The following is a 17,842-nucleotide window of genomic DNA, read 5'->3' on the forward strand; positions in this document are numbered from 1 at the left end:
TCAGCAGAGTGAAATAAAAATACGCACTTATAAAAAAGAAAGCCGCTGCAAAAATAATGTTGCAACGGCCTAAACAATCTAAATTAAACTAATCTTAAATCTGTATCTCTATTTTAGGACTAGTCAAAATCCTATTTTTTGACGTCTCGCCGAACGCAAATAGCGCGCAGCGAGACGTCTTTTTTTAAAACCCTTCTTCTTTCAATTCTTTTTCAGAAACAGGGCCGTATTTCTTCACTGATTCCCGGATTTCTTCGGCTTTACCTACAAGTACAAACTGCAAATTCTCTTTTGGAAAGTACGTTTTCACAATGTCGTTGGCCTGCGCTACGGTCAGTCCGTCTACTTTTTTCTGAAAGGTGTTGATAAATTCTTCGGTAAATCCATACACAAACATATCGGTCAACAAGTCGGATAACGCTCCGGCAGACTCGTAGTTGGGGGGAAAATCGCCTTTAACGTAAGCTTTGGCCGAAGCCAGAATTTCTTCATTCAGTCCCGTGCGGTGCAGGCTGTCCACCACTCCCAGCGCCATGTCAATAGCCGGAACCGTCGTAGAATTTTTGGTAAAGGTGCTGATAAAAAACGTTCCACCTTTTTTGTAACGGCCAAAACGACTTCCTGCCCCATAGGTCAATCCCGAATTAACCCGAAGTGCGTCGTTGAGCCATGACGTAAACCGTCCGCCCAAAATCGTATTCACGACCAACACCGGCACGTAGTCCGGGTTATCATACGCAATGCCCTGCCCGCCAATCAGGAATGTGGTTTCGCGGGCATCGGGCTTATTGACAAGCAACACACGGCTTTGATTCAGCGTAACTTTGGGAGCCGGCACAGGTTTGCTTGCTGATTTGGCCGTCTTCCAATCGCCCAAAAGCGCCGTAATTCGTTTCTTCATATCGGCCGTTTTAAAATCACCCACAAGGGCAATTGCGGCGCGGTCGGTGGTGTAGTATTTCTTATAAAATGCCTGCACATCAGCCGGTGTTATCTTTGAAACCGTCGAGCCGACGCCCGAAGTTGGGGTAGCATACGGGTGCGCACCAAAAAGCATGGAGTTAAAATAATTTCCAATAACTGCCCGGGGGCTTTCTTTCTGTTGTATGAGTTCGAGCAGCGTGCGTTGTTTGTGTTTTTCAAATTCTGCGGCATCAAATACGGGCGCCGTCAGCACCTGCTGCAACAGGTCAAACATCAGATCGGCGTCTTTAACGGCAAACGACATATTCACTTTGGCGGTTTCTTTTCCTGCGCCGCTGTTCAGGCTTGCGCCTACAAAGTCGGTCATCTCTTCCAGCTCTTCCTTTTTATACTTTTTTGTACCAAAAAGCAGCGCATCTGCCGTCAGGCTAGCGAGACCGTAGCTTGCCCCATCCTGAACAGAACCCGCATCAAACACCGCCGAGGCATAGATGAGCGGCACCTCGTGCTGCTCCATGAGGTAGACCGTCAGGCCATTTTTGAGCGTAAATTTTTCGTAGGCCGGAACCTTAAAATTATTTTGGGCGGAGACGGAGAACGTCAGGAGGGCAAGCCAAATCCCTAGTATATTTTTCATAGATGTATCGTTTTTTATGGAAAAATGAAGGGCTATATTATTCGCCTTTTTCAGGTAGTAAATAACCAACGGTTCGGTTGCGGGCCGTAAAGTATTTGGCTGCTACACGCTTAATGTCTGCGGGCGTAACTTTTTCATACAACTTTGGCGCTTCGTACAATCGGCGATAATCTCCAAAAAACACGTCGTAGGTACCGATACTATTGGCTTTGCCATTGATGGTTTCCATCGTGTGATAAAACTCCATTAGTTTTTGATTCTTCACTTTTTGAAGTTCTTTCTCAGGCACTTCCATGGCAATCAACTGATCCAACTGCGCCAGAACCGCCTTTTCCAACGTTTCGGCAGACACACCTTCCCCGGCTATGGCATAGATATTGAACAAATTAGGGTCGAAGCCTTCGGCCATAAAACTAAATACCCGGCTCGCCAGCGTCGTATCCATCACGAGCGATTTGGTCAGACGTGACGAATTGCCCGAACTGAGCAGGTTATTAAGCAAATCCAATGCATAGTAATCTTCGTGGCCGGTTTCGGGAGTATGAAAAGCTAATAAAATGTTTGGCGTAGAAATATCTTTATACGTAGTGACCCGCCGCTCGCCATTTTGAACCGGCTCAACCGTCCTTACTTTTGGCGGCAGTCCGCGGGCCGGAATAGGCGCCATGTATTGCTCAGCGAGTTTTTGTACCTGTGGTAAAGTCACATCTCCGACTACTACAACTGTCACATTGTTAGGCGAATAGTACGTTTTGAAATAGTTTTCAAGATCGCTCTGCGTCCAGCTTTTTATATCCGATTCAAAGCCAATCACCGGAAACATGTAGGGGTGTTCCTGAAAAGCCGCTCCCTGAACCAGTTCGCCAATTGTGCGGTAATTGCTGTTTTCGAGTCCGGTACTCCGCTCGGAAAGTACCACGCCCCGCTCACTTTCAACCATCATAGAGTCAATACTGAGATGGGCAATTCGGTCAGATTCGAGTTTAAAGATCGTTTCCAGTGCATCTTTCTGAAACCAATCGGTATAAACTGTTACATTTTCAGTCGTGTACGCATTATTTGACCCTCCGTTTGCTTCCATGACGCGGTCAAATTGTTTGGGGCCATAGTTTTTGGAGCCATTGAACATCATGTGTTCAAAAAAATGAGAAAGCCCGGTGATGCCATGTACCTCATTTTGGGAACCAACTTTCCAGAATAAGTACATGTTGGCCGTTGGAATGGAATGATCTTCCAGCACCAGGAATTTCATGCCGTTGGGCAAGGAAAACGTCTTGACATCGTCAGGAGAACTTTGGGAAACAGCGACGAACCCTGTGAGACAAAGCAGAAGTCCGGGAATAATTTTTCGCAGCATTGGCTAAATTGTTTGTTGAATGGAGGTTTAAATGTATAAAAAAAGTAACATAACAGGAAGACCGTAGGTCAGGCGTTAAACGACTATTGGCAAAACCGTCTGCTTTTGGAAACACAACCGGCAGAATTCGTGCAAAGGATGAACTTTGTCGTAAGATTATATAGTTTAGTTTTCATTAGCTATTTTACCATCTGATTCTTAACCACTCACATTTATCTGTATGCAACGTTCCTTACCTGCCCTTCTGCTACTGTCGCTACTTTTTGTAGCCTGCCAGCCCACCGATCCTGCCGAACGTGCCTTAGAAAAAGCCATCAAATTTCATGGAGGTGAGAGTTACGATTCTTTTTCGCTGGAATTCGAGTTTAGAGATATGCGCTATCTGATTCAGCGGGATGGAGGCACTTTTGAATACATTAGAATTCAGAAAGATTCGACGGGAACAGAAATTCGCGACGTTCTTACCAATACCGATACCTACCGAACCATCGGAGGTGAGCGGCAAAGTGTGCCGGACTCGCTCATGGATAAATACAAATATTCTGTAAACTCGGTAGCCTATTTTTTACTTCTGCCACAGCCGCTGCAAGACCCCGCCGTTCAGAAAGAATACATTGGAGTTGTAGACATTAAAGGAAAAAAATACGACAAAATCAAAGTTTTTTTTGCGCAGGAAGGAGGCGGAAAAGATCATGACGACGTGTTTGTCTACTGGTTTGATCAGGAAGACGGCTCCATGGATTACCTTGCCTATCTGTACCACGTCAACGAAAGCGGCATGCGTTTCAGAGAAGCCTATAACCCGCAGCGGGTAGGTGGAATGTTGATGCAGGACTACATTAATTTTGCTCCCAAAGATTCAACGCTTGCCGTAACTGACGAAAATCTGCTGTCAATGGACAAGTTGTACCTTGGCGGAGAACTGAAACAATTGTCACGGATTGAAAACAAAAACTTCATTCTTCACTAACCTTCTTTTACAAATCGATCCGTGATTGTATACGTTTTTCGATCCAGCGTATTGAAGAACGTATACCGAAGCGTCATGTGTTCGGAGGTCAGCTCCACTAGTTCGGCATTTGGAAAACTCTTGACAAAAAATTGGTGCGTCAGGGTAAAATACAAGATGCTTCCCTCGTCGTTCAGTGTACAGGTGCCGCCCTGATTAAACTGCGTGGTGAAGTAAGTGGTACATGCCTGCCCGGCCTGAAATTGAAAGGTATTGTCGGCATTGAAAATGATTTTACTTCCTTGATAACAATCTCCTTGTAACCTTTCGAGCCGAGCATGTAACGTGTCCAGCGAAACACTTTCGATGAGCCGATCGGTGGTATCTCCCTGCGCATTTACCCGATCTGACTGAATAAGTACCCACGTACCGATCATCTCCGGTTTCAGGTCAAAAGAATGGGATTTGGCGCTTGAAAGGCATAATAATGCCAAAAGCATATAGAAATAGACAGGCTGCTTTTTCACTCCACGAAATTTAAAAATACGACTGTTTTTGGGCGTTTGTAAGAATCGTGTGTGTGTTGCTTTCTGGTAATTTTCTTTGGTAGGTGGATTTTCAAATATAAAAAATTTTCTTATTTTTCTTACTGATGGTTATATTTTATTTTTATCAAAATGTCACTTTTATTTTCAAAAATAAGCTTCTCTTCCCCATGAAAGGTTTTGAGAGAAAAGTAGTTGGCTAGCGCAGGAAAGTATCTGTAACCGTATATTTTTTCTTATCCACAGGACTCACAAACGGATACCGAAGTTGAAGTTTCTCAAATGTTAGTTCCTGAATAGTAGCATCAGGAAAAGTCTTGACGCTAAAAGTGGTTTTGCCCGTAAACACAATGGATTTCCCATCTGCAAGCACCCGGTAGGTACCGCTTTGAGTAAAAAAAGAGGTGTTATTTCTGGTACAGGCACTCCCTGCAACCGTCGCAAATGTACTGTCTGGCAAAAGCAAAAGCCGGCTTCCCACGTAACAGTCCGCCTGTTGTTTTTCGAGCAAGGCCGAGATGGCGCCGCTGGAAATATCTACGGACAAACGATCAGAAACCGTTCCCTGCTCATCTACACGAGTGGAGGCGGTCAGTTTCCATTCTCCCGCAAGGGAAGGCTGCGGTTCTGCCTCCTGATCTTTTTTGCAGGCAGTCAGAATGGCGCCAAATAAAAGCACTAGACACAGAATATAGTAATTTTTCATGAAGGGTTTTTTCTAATCAAAATCCAAAACCGTGCCACTTTTGTAGCCGATTGATACCTTTGACCATCCATCCAAAAAGAATCTCCAAAACTTACGACAATTCAGATTCATGCAGTCACTCATTGTGAGTAGCCAACGACTCAGTGGATTTCTTCTCCCTTTTATTTTTATAGTAAATTCCGGTCAAAGCCCATACGTGAGCGATTGATTTTTTATTCGCCTACTTTATTAAAACATTTCATGAAACGGACCTTATTTTTTCTTAGTTGTGTACTTCTGCTTGGCCTTCCTACGCTCTCGGAAGCTCAGTTGAAAGTGAACCGAAAGTCTGCGCCTCAACAAAAAACGGCCGAAGAAAAAGAGCAGGAAGAATTGCTCCAAAAGTATCAACAGGCGATGCATCCGGATACGTTGATTAAGCAGCTTGACCTGCAACTTAGTGAGTTTAAAAAACAGGGCCTTGCCACACCCGAACTGATTCAGGAATTTGAAAAAGCCAGGGAAGAAATCCGAAAGCAGTTTGGTGGAACACGGCAACCACCCCGACAAGAGGAAGTTGCCGAATCCGAGCCTGAACCACTGGAAATAGCAGCGGCTCCCACTCCGGCCCAACCTGAATTTGAAGTTGCTTTTGATACACAGTCCAATCCCGCGTCGGAGGTTCCGCTTTCGGTACGTTTTTATACCGAAGCCGCTATGAATGCTGCAAAATTTGTGAAGTGGATGGAAAAGCAGCACAAAGTGACGCTTCGGGTGACGGATAGCCTGCAAACCGGAGACGGCCCCCGCTACGTGCATTTTCAACAGGAAGTAGATGGATATGTAGTTGAAGGAACACGATTTACTTTTACAGTTCAACCAAAAACCGGGGCGTTTGCTACGGGTATGGCCTTTACGCCCTTTACCAAAAAGAACCAGCTAAAACTCAGTGAAGCCCAGGCTTTTCAGAAAGTACAAGCGGTGGTCAGCGGTGGTTCGGCACTTAGGCTTACCAAAAAAACTACGACCGCATTTGCTGAGCCAATCGCTCTTGCTTCGTGTCAGGCAGAAGGTTTGGCATGGGTTCAGAAGGATCCGGGAATTTCCAGGCCTGAATTTTGGCTTTGCCATCGATTTTATCTCATGAAAAGTGATGAAAAAATATATATCAATGCCGAAACCGGGGAGGTTTTCCGCCGGGAAAATACCTTGCTGGAATGCCTGCCAACGATACAGCCCGAACAACATTTACCTGCTTCCGGGCCAGGCGTACCTGCACGGGTAAACACGCTTTTCTATGGTGTGCAGCCCATCGCTACGTTGCAAAAAGATACGGCCTTCCTCCTCGCCGATCCGCAAACGCCACGCATTGCGGTTTTTTATACCGATACGCTACAAGGTGTAAGGCAACCGTTTTGGGATAAATCCAATAGCTGGGCCAACGCTGCCCTGCGCGAAACGGGCTCTTTGGATGTACATTGGGCCTATCGGCAGGTTGCCAATTACTACTACACAAGGCACAACTGGATGGGTACTGATAATTTAGCCTCGGATATTCACATTTTCTATGACCCAGAGTACGTAGGTGCGTCCTTTAATCCCAATGATTTTACGTTTAAATATGGGGTAATTAGCCCGACCATTATTGATAATCTGGCGGCTGATAAAAATTGGCTGGGCGGCGGCCGCTCGGGCTGGATGAAAGGCTCATTGGGGCGGTCGAAACCTTTTGCTTCACTGGATGTGTGCGCGCACGAATTTACCCACGCCGTAGTAGAAAGTATGGGAGGAATGAACCGCGCCGGAGAATCTGGTGCACTCAATGAAGCCATTGCAGACGTGATGGCGGCAGCGGCAGAAGCGGCTATTGACCCGATGGGTTCTAATCCATGGCTAATTGCAGAAAAACTCTTTATCGGGACAGGAATTAGAAATCTTGCCACGCCCAAAAGCAGTACGATTCAGGCACAACCCGATACGTTTGAAGGGAAATTCTGGATAGAGAATTCTGGAACCTGTGATTCAGGCAACGACAGGTGCGGCATTCACGTCAATTCCGGGGTAATTGCCCGCTGGTTTTATCTGATTTGTAATGGTGGCATGGGCACCAACGATTTCAACGAAAAGTATTCCTTAAAAGACGGCGAACAGGTGAGTATTGATGAAGCCGCCAAGCTTGTTTTCCAGACGATTCCCCTACTGCATCCGGCTTCTGATTTCGAGCATTTTTCGGATATGACCCTTGAAGTTGCCAACAATCTATTTGGCAAATGTTCCAAAAAAGCACGTGCCATAGAATACGCCTGGTATGCCGTGGGCGTTCGCGAAGATCCGCCCGCCCGCTGCGGCGACTGGACGTTTGACCTGGTCATTAGTATGGAAGGCCAAAGTTCAACCATTAATTTTTTTGTGAAAGATGAACGCATGGTCATGACTACGCAATCGGAAGACGGCCCCACCAAAGTATATACCTCCCGCCACAGTGCCCTGATGACGGCGGTTGTCCGAAACGAAGAGGGTGGTTATGAGAGCCATACGTTGCCAAAAAATATCTTGAAATACAACCTTGAAAAAATGGATGAAATGATGCCTGAAATGGAAAAACAGGCAGAAGAAGAGTTTGCCCAAATGCGCCGGAGCATTGCAGCGGAAGAAGATCCGGCCGCAAGGGCCATGAAGCAGAAAGCACTGAATCAGAGTATGGCAGAATATGAAAGAATGAGAGCTGAAACTTTGCCTGAAATGCGTAAAAATATGGAAGAAGGATCCAAAGAAGTAAACATTAGCGAGTCGGAGTTTTTTGGCGCCAATAGCCGCAAGTCGCGCCGAAAAGCGAAACGTGAGTTTGACAAGCAATTCGTAAAAGGCTTTGGAGAAGTAGAAGGCTACAAATCCAAACATTATGTCATGAATGAAGGCATGGATTGGTGGTCTACGCATGAAATTCCGCTGAAATTTTCTGACCTGTCCCTTTTGGCACCGGGCTTTTTTGGGTCGGGCTCAGGCCTGCCCCTCGATCACTACATGCGGGGCTTTCCGCTGAGATTTGGACAAATGCTTAAAATCACCAAAATCCGGAATTCTGCGGCTGCCAATTTTGAACAGTTGTATTCTTCGAGCCCGGTTTTTAGGTGATGCTCACGCAAAGTCCCGGAATTTTATGCCCATGAATTCTTTTATAGCTTCGGCTTTTAGCTTAGTTTTTGTACTTTTGCGCGGTCTTTTGTACAAATCTTATTTGGCATTTATTCCTAATTAATTTACAAGCATGAACAAAATTAAAGTAGCTAATCCGGTCGTTGAACTCGACGGCGATGAGATGACCCGTATCATCTGGAAATTTATCAAGGAAAAACTCATCCTTCCTTATCTTGATCTGGATATTAAATATTATGATTTAGGTGTTGAATATCGCGACGAAACCAACGATCAGGTTACGATTGACGCAGCACACGCCATTAAGCAATATGGAGTTGGGATTAAATGTGCGACAATTACGCCCGACGAAGCCCGCGTAAAGGAGTTTGGCCTCAAACAAATGTGGCGCTCACCCAATGGAACAATCCGGAATATTCTGGACGGAACCGTTTTTCGTGAGCCAATCGTAATGAATAATGTGCCTCGCTTGGTTACTACCTGGACCGATCCCATCATTGTGGGTCGTCATGCCTTTGGTGACCAATACCGCGCGACTGATTTTGTGGTTCCCGGAAAAGGAAAACTTACCATGAAATTTGAAGGCGAAGACGGAACGGTTCAGGAGTTTGAAGTATTTAACTTCCCCGGCGGCGGTGTGGCTATGGGCATGTACAACCTCGACGATTCGATCATCGGTTTTGCCCGTGCGTGTATGAACATGGGTCTGCAAAAAGGCTGGCCGGTGTACCTTTCTACAAAAAATACCATCCTGAAAAAATATGACGGTCGCTTCAAAGATCTGTTTGAAGAAGTGTACCAAAACGAATTTAAGGCCAAGTTTGAAGAAGCCGGTATCGTGTACGAGCACCGCCTGATTGACGACATGGTTGCTTCTGCTTTGAAATGGAGCGGCAAGTTTGTGTGGGCCTGTAAAAACTACGACGGCGACGTACAGTCTGACTCCGTAGCACAGGGCTTTGGTTCATTGGGTCTGATGACTTCTGTGTTGGTTACGCCCGACGGCGGCACAATGGAAGCTGAGGCAGCGCACGGCACCGTGACTCGCCACTACCGTCAGCATCAGCAAGGCAAGCCTACATCAACCAATCCGATTGCCTCGATTTTTGCGTGGACGCGTGGGTTGGCATTCCGTGGCAAACTTGATGACAATCAGGAGCTTATTGCCTTTGCTGACGCCCTGGAAAAAGTATGTATTGATACTGTACAGAGTGGCAAAATGACCAAAGATCTGGCCATCATTGTTCATGGCAATGACGTGAAACACGGGGAGCATTACCTATATACAGAGGAATTCCTGGATGCAATTGATGAAAATCTGAAAGCTGTTCTGGCCTAAGCATCCCGTTTTTCTTTACTAAAAAAAGCCGTTGGTTTCTTTCTGAGACCAACGGCTTTTAGGTTTAAAAAATATTTATACTATCCTGATTTTAAACAAAATACAATTTAATTTACTCCATCCACATGAATTATCATAACAAACGATTCCGGCCCGTTCAGAACACAGAAAATGGCGAAACTTCTGCCGAAACTATCTTTCACTACATTCAGGAAGGAAACATCCTGACGTCAGAATATAGCGGCGGGCGCATTCGCAAGGGCCACCTCATTGGGCTAGTTGATCCACAAGGGAACATCAACATGCGTTACCATCAGATTAATGACCGGGGCGAACTACTAACCGGCATCTGCGAATCCCGACCGGAACAAATGCCAAATGGCAAAATCAGGCTGCACGAAACCTGGCAGTGGACTTCGGGCGATCACTCGGCGGGAAGCTCTGTTTTGGAAGAGATTTGAAAGAACTTAATTTCTGCCTTTCCTACGAAAAAGTAAGCGATTCTTTCACTTTTTCCAATCTCTCCTGATGAATCTGCGCTTCTTCCCCTAATTTTGGATCAGGTACGAGGGTCGGGATCTCCCGGCAAAAAGCGCTCATCTCAGCAAACAATTGCTGTTGTTGCTCTTTTTCGGGCACAGCCACAAACCACGCTGCTTCCAGAAAATTCAGGATCGTCAGGGCGCGCTCGTACGGATACTCATCGGCGGTACGCACTTCCAGCGCTTCGCGGTAAAATGTAAGGGCTTTGGTGTAATTATCGACGAGTGCAGAGTCCGGAAATTTGGTCAGCGCGTTGGCATAGCTTGTGCAAATGCGGGCGTATTCGTACGGATTTGTTTCACGGGTAAAATAGCTCAGCGCTTCTTTGAACGAACTAACCGAAACGGCCGCCCAGATACTCTTCACTTTTACTTCGTCGGGTACTTCGCTGTAAATTACCCCCAAATGATGCTGGATTTCGGCAAAAACTTCCGGGCTTGCCTCCTTCGTAAATACCTTAATTGCCTGCTGATACGCCTCCATTGCCGGACGAAAAAACTGCGGATTTCCATTTTGCGCCCAGGTGTACAGCAGCGTTGCCTTGCGGTATTGCGCATTGGCCACCAACTCCGGGATTTCGGCGGCTTCCAGCAGCTGCACTGCCCGATTGATATAGCCCAACGATTCCGAAAAGCTATCCGAAATATTGGCCACCTGCGACGCATCAATCAGCAGCAAAGCCGTTTGTACCGGGTTATTTCGTTGCTCATTGTATTGCAAAATAGCCCACAGGCTTTCTTTAATTTTGGCCAGCAACGCTGCGTCGTACGGAACGGTGAGCTGTTTCATCCACACACCATACTGCACATTCATCAGCTCAAAAGTGGCTTCTTCCGAAATGGCAAAATCAATACATTCCGTCAGCAGGCGTTCGGCAGCGGTTAGCTCATCGGCATCGAGCAACAGCGTGGCCCAATGCTTGCCGGTAAAAGCCTTAAACTCATCGTTTGGCGCTAAATCATACGCCCGTTCGTAGTAGCGACGAATCACGCTGAAATGCACAAAGTGCGTCAGTTCGGCATAGTGCGCCATGATGGCGAGATTGTGCCAGAAGCGATATTCATCAAAAGCCGTATCAAACGTTTCCGGTTCCGGCGGCAGCCCTACCGCAACTCCATGCTGAATGCTGTTGATCCGGTCAATGTCACGCAACAGTTCCGGGACGGATTCTGCTCTTGGATAGGCTTTTTCGTAATTAAATAGCCGGGCATATACCACCGCCAGCAACGTATCTGCCGAAAACGGGATAGGATTAGGCAACAAATAAGGCGGTGCTTCATTGTACCAGTCAATGGGTACACCAATTGATTTATTTCTCAGGATCAAGTGCTTATGTTCTCCATCCGTTCCAACATCGGCGAGATCCTTCACATCGACTACTTCGTTCAAACGAAATTCAGAATCAATTATATGTTGAACGAGCGCCTTTTCGTCAGAAGTTACGTACAGGGAAAGCATACAGTAAAGGAGTTTTGATTGAATGAAAATTTTTCAAAAACGTACCCGAATTCAGGTTGATACTATTCCAGAAAACAAAAATAAGTGGCTGTTCAAATGCTCGCTTTCTTACAATTCTACCGCAATAATTGACGTATTTTTCACAGAATAAGTCAAGGGTCGGTCAGAATCATCAAGGTCATAGTCAAGCAGAATTTCCCGGACAAAAAGCGCTTTATCGCCCTGTGCATTTTTACTTTTCAGTCGCATCCATTTGGTTGCGTGCAATTTTTCAAAAAACGTTTTTGATTTACCCGCAAACAACAACTGACTGCGCTCGGGATAGTACACAAGGTTGATCTGTTCCTCGCCCTGCAAAACCTGTTCTACAAGGCTCACGGGAATAATGATATGACCATTTTTCAGTTCCATGTGCGTCAGGCTATATCTTGTAAAATGTACTGCACCACGGTATCTCCTGCTGTTTTTACTTCCTCCGACAGTTCAATTTCCAGCTTTGTATTTTCGACCGCAATCAGATAGACTGTAATATCTTCGGGGTAATCGTCCCGCATAATTTTGCGGGCGTAGCTCAGGGCCTGATCCCATTTGATACTGTGCAGGAAAACCATCGGGTCGTCAATCAAAGCCGATTCTATTTCCTGTGCAGGCACTTTGTAAAGCGTACCGATGGGCTCATTGGTATTGACAACTGCATCCACGATGATAATACGCTGATGTCCAAGCAGTTTGAATAACACCTCAAAAGCCCCCGTACCCATGTCGAAGAGACTGATCAACTCAGAGGCTACTCCCTTTTTTTCTAACTGTTCAATCACATAGCAGCCGACGCCATCGTCGGAGCGCACGGGATTTCCGAAGCCCATGATGGCCGTCCTTTTGGTAGTTATCACTTCCTGATTCATAGAGTTTACGAACTAAAACACCCGCAAATAACTTTGCGGGTGCGAGTTACACGCCGGGTGTAATGTAGTAGATTATAACTTAAATTTCGCCAATTGTTTCCCTGTTTTCTGATCGTGTGCGTGTACAGTACAGACCAGGCAGGAGTCAAACGAGCGGGCCACCATGCCTACTTCTACGGGATCGTGCGGATCTTCGATTTCGGTTCCTTCGAGGGCTGCTTCAATTGGGCCGGGGTTGTTCTTTTCATCGTTCGGGCCAACATTCCAGGTCGTGGGAGCCATTACCTGATAGTTTTTGATGACGCCGTTTTCTATTTCAATCCAATGTGCCAACGCCCCACGAGCCGCTTCGGTAGCCCCAAACCCTTTGCCATCGCGCTCTTCGGGTTTGATATAAAACTCGCCGTTGAGGTCAATTTGCCGCAGCCATTCGTCGATATTTTCATACAAACGGCAGGCTTCGTGCATTCGGGCCAACACACGGGTAAAGATATTCGGGCCCATTTTTTCCATCACATCCCCAAACAGCGGGTCGTAGATTTGGTGCGGCAGCAAATTATCAGGATTTGCATTCATGAGCACGCGCGCCAACGGCCCGGCCTCGGCGGCATAGTCCATGTAGCGGGGTGCTTTGGACCAGGAATATTTTCCGGCAAAATCCGAATGTTCCAGCGGTTGCGATACCAGCGGCGTAGGCAGCGGCTCGTCCCAGGGGTGAGCAGCGGCTACATCCTGATACCACGCATGATTGACGTGTTCTTTGATTTGGAGGTGGTCAAATTCATGGTATTTTTTTCCATCATAAAAACCGGAACGGCTAATCAGCGCGGCGTTGCGGCCTTCTATGGTTGGTTTTTGGTAATGATCTTTGTGCAGGTAGGTGCCCGTAGCAATAAATTTACCCACACCCTGACCAAACTTGTGCAGGCCAAATTCGATTCCTGCCCGTAAGAACAGCCCTAAATCTGAATTGCGCTGCGATTCATTTTCTTCGGACCAGGCCATCAGGTCATCCCACGACTGAATCTGCATATAGCGCTCAATAGAGCAACCCAGCCAAATAGATTCGAGCCAATCTTTCCGAAACTGATTCATGATCGCATGCGCCCGGGTTACATCTTTCAACGTAGGAGCGCACATGACGCCACCGGGCACCATGTAGGATGAGTGCGGCCACTGTCCGCCAAAAATAGCGTACACCTCCACCGGACGGCCTGATGCTACTACGCCCTGCTGAAACGACGTGCCGACGTAGGCTGCAAATCGCCGGACTACTTCATCGTACAACGGCTTATTGGCAAACTTTTTATTGGCCATATCCGTAGCAAAAATGGCATAAAACCAGCGCGGAATAGACTGAATCGTTTCTGTTGCCTGACCAATTGCCCGCAGCAGGAGTGCATTGGGTGGCAGGGTAGTTTTCCATACGGTATCAAGCGCCGAGGACGCGCAGTAAAGGTGAGAACCCCCACAAATGCCACAAATACGCGGCGTTACGATCAGGCCCGCCTGCGGGTCTTTTCCGGCCATAATGCGTTCAAAACCACGAAACATAGCCGCTTGCGTATGCGCACGCGTCACGACACCGTCTTCCATGTACACCTTTACATCGAGGTCGCCCTCTACCCGTCCAACGGGCGATATATTAAGTTCTTTTTTGATTGCCATTGTCTTTTTTATATATTAATTCCGTACGAATTATTTAGAACCATCAGAATGAGATTTTTCAACGCCCACCGCCACTTCCAGAGCATGCATGGTTTTTTCAAAGCCTGCGCGCATGTAGTAGCCCAGTTTTGAATTTCCCGACGGAACTTCCTGCGGCAGAACTCCCAAATACTTCATGGTTTTGAAAATACTTCCTTTGACAAGATCATTGTGCGGAAAGCCCGGTTCGGTACAGCCCAAACACGGGTGATTGGCTCGGGTTTTGGACGAATGACGGTTCCACAAAATCCGATTACAGCTTGCGCGGGTCATGGGCCCACGGCAACCGACTTCATAGAAAAGACAGCCGTTGCCACGTTTTCCAAAACCACCATCTATTTTATTGGCAAAATTGACAACGTTGGTACAGCCGGTTTGTACAAAATCAGTAAAAAACGTTTTAGGGCGATGGTATTCGTCGAGCAGTACGTCGCCGATGCGGCCGGTAGAAATTGCTACCAGAATCTGCGTAATCCAGTCGGGGTGAGCCGGACAGCCGGGAATGTTGATGACCGGAAGACCACCTTTGGAGGTGTAGCCTGCGCCCAGAAAACCACCTTTTTCTTTTTTCAAAAACTGCATTCCGGTAGATTCGGATGGATTAGGCTCCACGGCCGGAATCCCTCCCCAGGTAGCACAGTCGCCAATAGCTACCACAAAGCCCGAAACGGCGGCCAGCTCTTTTACCCAGTCTTTCATGGGGCGGTCGCAGAAGTAGTTCATGGTACCGGTGCCGTGCGGGCCTTCAATAATACTGCCTTCATAGACAAGAATATCACAGACGACAGTTCCGGCGATGATGTCGCGCAATAGTTGAGTAACCTGTTCTCCGATTTCGAGACCAATGGATGGATGCCAAAGAATGTTTACGCCAAAATCTGTAACCAGATCGATGACGGTGGGCTCTTCGGCATTGAGAAAGGACATGGTATTGCCACTACACGCGCCTCCCTGAAGCCATAAAACGTTTGCCATAAGTTGCAAGAGGGTTTAAGATGATAGCCAATCGTTATTGTACTTTGGTGATAACATTTATCACTTGTGCAATTTAGAAAATGGTTTCTAAATTTAGAAATTATTTTCTAAATATTTTGACAATTTATCTTTTCCCCGAATTCTATGGAATGACGCGTATCAGTTTTGTAAAAATTATTAGTGCAATTGCGGAAGAATAGTAGAGGTATATTCGCTGGTTCCCTCTGACGTAAAGTGCGGCTGAACGAGATTCCAGACGCTTTTCTTGTAATGCGCCAGTTCCAGCGGTTGACCAATCATATTGCATTTTGGAATATAAAATACCAGCGACATCCAGATTTGTTCTGCCAATTGCTCATACTGACCAGGCTGTGTAGCGGGTAGCATGAGGCCGTTCATGACAAAAAACTGAATCCGGCTACGCAACTGAATCATCATTTTGACTACGTACGTTTGCCATTGCTGCAATTGTGGGCTTTTGGTAAGGCTAGCTTTAAAAAATTCGGAGAGGTAAAAATGGTTTCTGGTAAAAAAGTGATAAAAATTTGTAACCTGATTATCGAAATCATGAAGCGTTGGCGCAGCCAGGTAGTTTCGGAAAATCTGATCAAATTCTTCAAATACCTGCTCGTATACGGATTCAATAATCGCTTCTTTGTTCTTGTAATGATAGGCCAAATTGCCAACACTGATGCCTACCTCCTCAGCAATTTGCTGAAGCCTGACGCTATCAATGCCATTTTCATTAAAAAGGCGAACCGATGCTTCCAGTATTTTTTGTTTGGTATTATACATTCCTGTTCAATTCTGACACATTTCCAACGATTGAATACTGACAATTAACGTTCCGCGCTGATCTTTGGCCGCCAATCGCCGCATAAATTCTGCTTTCTGCGCGGCTCTTTTGGGGCAGGGATGCGACGTAATGTAGCGCCTGATAAACTTCAAGGGATTGTGAATATTTGCAAAAATTAAATCTACGGCCCATTCGCCTTTGCTGCGGTGAACCACATCAACGACAGCCGTGTCGGCCAGCCACAAGTCATCGTAGTATAATCTGAAATCCAGAAGATTCCCTTTTTTTTCCACAAAGTACTGCTCGTTCATACCCTGCATGAGGGCAGTGTAGGCAGCAGCATCCATTTGGAATTTGGGTTTCATAGACTTTCGGGTGCGTTAAGTAAACAAAGCTAAACAATGCCCGGCTAAATTGGAAAATTTTTTCTAAACTTACCCTTGCCCATCAAATGGCAGATTTCTCATCTGCTGATATTCATTCAGGCCGGTAAGTGAAAAATACGGGGCTAGAAGTGCCCATACGGCAGATTTAAAAATTTCGGCTGAAATATCCTGCATGCTATGCCCCGACACGATTTCATAACTTAGCCAGGCATTGGTATAAAATACGTAGCGACTAGCCAGTTGCCCCAGGCTGTCGGGTTCTTTGGAGGGGAGCAACGCCCCACGCGCTACATTGAATTCGAGAAAAAGACGGGTTTGGATCGTCTGCCACTGCAAATGCTCGCGGTGCTTGCGCTTGATGCTGCCGTAGGCCCGGAGGACTTCCAGCGAATCGGTAAAGAAAAAGCTGTATTTCTGCTGAATCTGAAAGATATTTTGCAAATGTTCATCCAGGTTTACGAATAGCGGAATCATGCGCAGGTCTGAAAGCAGACGTTTTTGTTCTTCCACAATTTCTTCGTAGATATGCTCCACGATGTCATCCTTGGTTTTGAAATGATACGCCAAATTGCCCACACTGATACCGGCTTCGTCGGCAATGTGTTGCAGGCGCACATTCACAAACCCAAAGCGGTTGAATAAAAATAAGGCTGATTGAATGATAAGTTGGCGGGTAGTCATGCCACAAAGTTAGGACATCCCGCCCGCTTTTCGGCGCTCGATTGCTTCTCTTACACGCACAGCGCTTTCGTAGTCTTCTTTGGCAATAATTTTTTTGAGCAATTCTTCCAGTTCATCCAGCGTATACTCGGCGTAAGAACCTTTTTTGTCCCGGGTTTTTTCATCAAAATAGTAGGCCGATTGCTCAATGATTGCTTCTTCTGCAAAAATCGAACAGCCCATTCGTACCGCTAACGCAATGGCGTCGGACGGGCGGGCGTCTATTTCCATAAGTACAGCTGATTTTTCTAAAAAAACAGAGGCAAAAAACACGCCCTGCTCAAAGCGATTGATGACCACATGCTTCACCGTCGCATCGAGTTGACGGATTACCGTAGCCAGCAAGTCATGCGTTTGCGGGCGACCGGGCGTCATTTTTTCCATCGGAATCGCAATCGCCTGCGCTTCGGCCACGCCAATAATCAGTGGAATACGGCGTTTGGAAACCGTGTCTTCCAAAATCAGTGCGTAGCGATTGGGCACCGATTGGCTTTCTGAAAGCGCTACAATCCAAAGTTCGTGAAGCATTGGCAGGTTGTTTAGATTAGCTTGCATTGGCCTTTATGAAATTACAAAGAGCGCCAATGTCGTGAAAAGGAGAAATGACCCAACCGGCATTGGAGAGCCGGTACAAATCTTTTCCCTCAACTTCTACCTCAAAATTATTGGCCAGAAAAAAGTACTTGCCCTCCCGTTTCAAAATGGATATTCCCATTTCTTTAAAGGCATATTCGACAAAATCGGCTTCGTTATATTCCAT

The 17,842-nt window shown here is 46.4% G+C and carries 18 protein-coding genes; 4 read left to right on the forward strand and 14 right to left on the reverse strand.

The genetic code is table 11. The annotated features are described in order from the left end of the window. Positions 1 to 184 precede the first annotated feature (184 nt). Together EZE20_RS20770 and EZE20_RS20775 are read right to left on the reverse strand one after the other, a co-directional pair. Positions 185 to 1,561, reverse strand: a complete 1,377-nt coding sequence (locus EZE20_RS20770) for a M16 family metallopeptidase (protein WP_132121358.1) — start codon at positions 1,559 to 1,561, stop codon at positions 185 to 187. Between the two features lie 37 nt (positions 1,562 to 1,598). Next, on the reverse strand, positions 1,599 to 2,918 hold the full coding sequence (locus EZE20_RS20775; RefSeq protein WP_132121360.1) for a M16 family metallopeptidase: 1,320 nt from the start codon (positions 2,916 to 2,918) through the stop codon (positions 1,599 to 1,601). A 220-nt stretch (positions 2,919 to 3,138) separates the two neighbouring features. Between EZE20_RS20775 and EZE20_RS20780 the strand changes: the two genes are divergently transcribed. Next, a complete protein-coding gene (locus EZE20_RS20780) occupies positions 3,139 to 3,888 on the forward strand; it encodes a DUF6503 family protein (protein ID WP_132121362.1) in 750 nt (249 codons plus the stop codon). Here the strand turns inward: EZE20_RS20780 and EZE20_RS20785 are convergent. Together EZE20_RS20785 and EZE20_RS20790 are read right to left on the reverse strand one after the other, a co-directional pair. Continuing rightward, on the reverse strand, positions 3,885 to 4,367 hold the full coding sequence (locus EZE20_RS20785) for a hypothetical protein (protein ID WP_132121364.1): 483 nt from the start codon (positions 4,365 to 4,367) through the stop codon (positions 3,885 to 3,887). The two genes, EZE20_RS20780 and EZE20_RS20785, sit on opposite strands and share 4 nt — an antisense overlap. Positions 4,368 to 4,611: 244 nt before the next feature. Continuing rightward, positions 4,612 to 5,118: a hypothetical protein gene (locus EZE20_RS20790; protein WP_132121366.1), complete on the reverse strand. Its 507-nt coding sequence runs from the start codon at positions 5,116 to 5,118 to the stop codon at positions 4,612 to 4,614. A gap of 240 nt (positions 5,119 to 5,358) precedes the next feature. On the opposite strand from EZE20_RS20790, the gene EZE20_RS20795 reads away from it, so the two are divergent. The 3 genes from EZE20_RS20795 (at position 5,359) to EZE20_RS20805 (ending at position 10,053) form a co-directional block, all read left to right on the forward strand. After that, a complete protein-coding gene (locus EZE20_RS20795; protein WP_132121368.1) occupies positions 5,359 to 8,232 on the forward strand; it encodes a M4 family metallopeptidase in 2,874 nt (957 codons plus the stop codon). Positions 8,233 to 8,365: 133 nt separating this feature from the next. After that, positions 8,366 to 9,592, forward strand: a complete 1,227-nt coding sequence (locus EZE20_RS20800) for an NADP-dependent isocitrate dehydrogenase (RefSeq protein WP_132121370.1) — start codon at positions 8,366 to 8,368, stop codon at positions 9,590 to 9,592. 125 nt (positions 9,593 to 9,717) lie between these two features. Continuing rightward, positions 9,718 to 10,053 (forward strand): n-acetylglutamate synthase, encoded by a 336-nt coding sequence (locus EZE20_RS20805; protein WP_132121372.1) that lies wholly within the window; start codon positions 9,718 to 9,720, stop codon positions 10,051 to 10,053. 22 nt (positions 10,054 to 10,075) lie between these two features. Here EZE20_RS20805 and EZE20_RS20810 read toward each other — a convergent pair whose 3' ends face one another. From EZE20_RS20810 to EZE20_RS20855, 10 genes are all read right to left on the reverse strand, one after another. Further along, positions 10,076 to 11,593, reverse strand: coding sequence for a tetratricopeptide repeat protein (locus tag EZE20_RS20810; protein ID WP_132121374.1), 1,518 nt, complete (start codon positions 11,591 to 11,593; stop codon positions 10,076 to 10,078). Positions 11,594 to 11,701: 108 nt separating this feature from the next. After that, on the reverse strand, positions 11,702 to 12,004 hold the full coding sequence (locus EZE20_RS20815) for a hypothetical protein (RefSeq protein ID WP_132121375.1): 303 nt from the start codon (positions 12,002 to 12,004) through the stop codon (positions 11,702 to 11,704). Between the two features lie 5 nt (positions 12,005 to 12,009). After that, positions 12,010 to 12,498: a hydrogenase maturation protease gene (locus tag EZE20_RS20820; protein ID WP_132121377.1), complete on the reverse strand. Its 489-nt coding sequence runs from the start codon at positions 12,496 to 12,498 to the stop codon at positions 12,010 to 12,012. Between the two features lie 72 nt (positions 12,499 to 12,570). Then, on the reverse strand, positions 12,571 to 14,166 hold the full coding sequence (locus tag EZE20_RS20825; protein ID WP_132121379.1) for a nickel-dependent hydrogenase large subunit: 1,596 nt from the start codon (positions 14,164 to 14,166) through the stop codon (positions 12,571 to 12,573). A 30-nt stretch (positions 14,167 to 14,196) separates the two neighbouring features. Next, the gene (locus EZE20_RS20830; protein WP_132121381.1) at positions 14,197 to 15,180 is read right to left on the reverse strand and encodes an NADH-quinone oxidoreductase subunit B family protein; all 984 of its coding nucleotides are present in this window, start codon (positions 15,178 to 15,180) and stop codon (positions 14,197 to 14,199) included. Between the two features lie 177 nt (positions 15,181 to 15,357). Continuing rightward, positions 15,358 to 15,975 carry a TetR/AcrR family transcriptional regulator gene (locus EZE20_RS20835; RefSeq protein WP_132121383.1) on the reverse strand — a complete coding sequence of 206 codons (618 nt, stop codon included), beginning with the start codon at positions 15,973 to 15,975 and terminating at the stop codon, positions 15,358 to 15,360. Positions 15,976 to 15,981: 6 nt separating this feature from the next. Further along, entirely contained in the window at positions 15,982 to 16,341 is a 360-nt protein-coding gene (locus tag EZE20_RS20840) for a hypothetical protein (protein ID WP_132121385.1), read from the reverse strand. A 69-nt stretch (positions 16,342 to 16,410) separates the two neighbouring features. After that, entirely contained in the window at positions 16,411 to 17,043 is a 633-nt protein-coding gene (locus EZE20_RS20845; protein WP_132121387.1) for a TetR/AcrR family transcriptional regulator, read from the reverse strand. A gap of 9 nt (positions 17,044 to 17,052) precedes the next feature. Then, positions 17,053 to 17,610: a bifunctional nuclease family protein gene (locus EZE20_RS20850; protein WP_132121389.1), complete on the reverse strand. Its 558-nt coding sequence runs from the start codon at positions 17,608 to 17,610 to the stop codon at positions 17,053 to 17,055. 16 nt (positions 17,611 to 17,626) lie between these two features. Continuing rightward, positions 17,627 to 17,842, reverse strand: a complete 216-nt coding sequence (locus EZE20_RS20855) for a hypothetical protein (protein ID WP_132121390.1) — start codon at positions 17,840 to 17,842, stop codon at positions 17,627 to 17,629.

Source organism: Arundinibacter roseus (assembly GCF_004348825.1).
Classification (GTDB): Bacteria; Bacteroidota; Bacteroidia; order Cytophagales; family Spirosomataceae; genus Arundinibacter; species Arundinibacter roseus.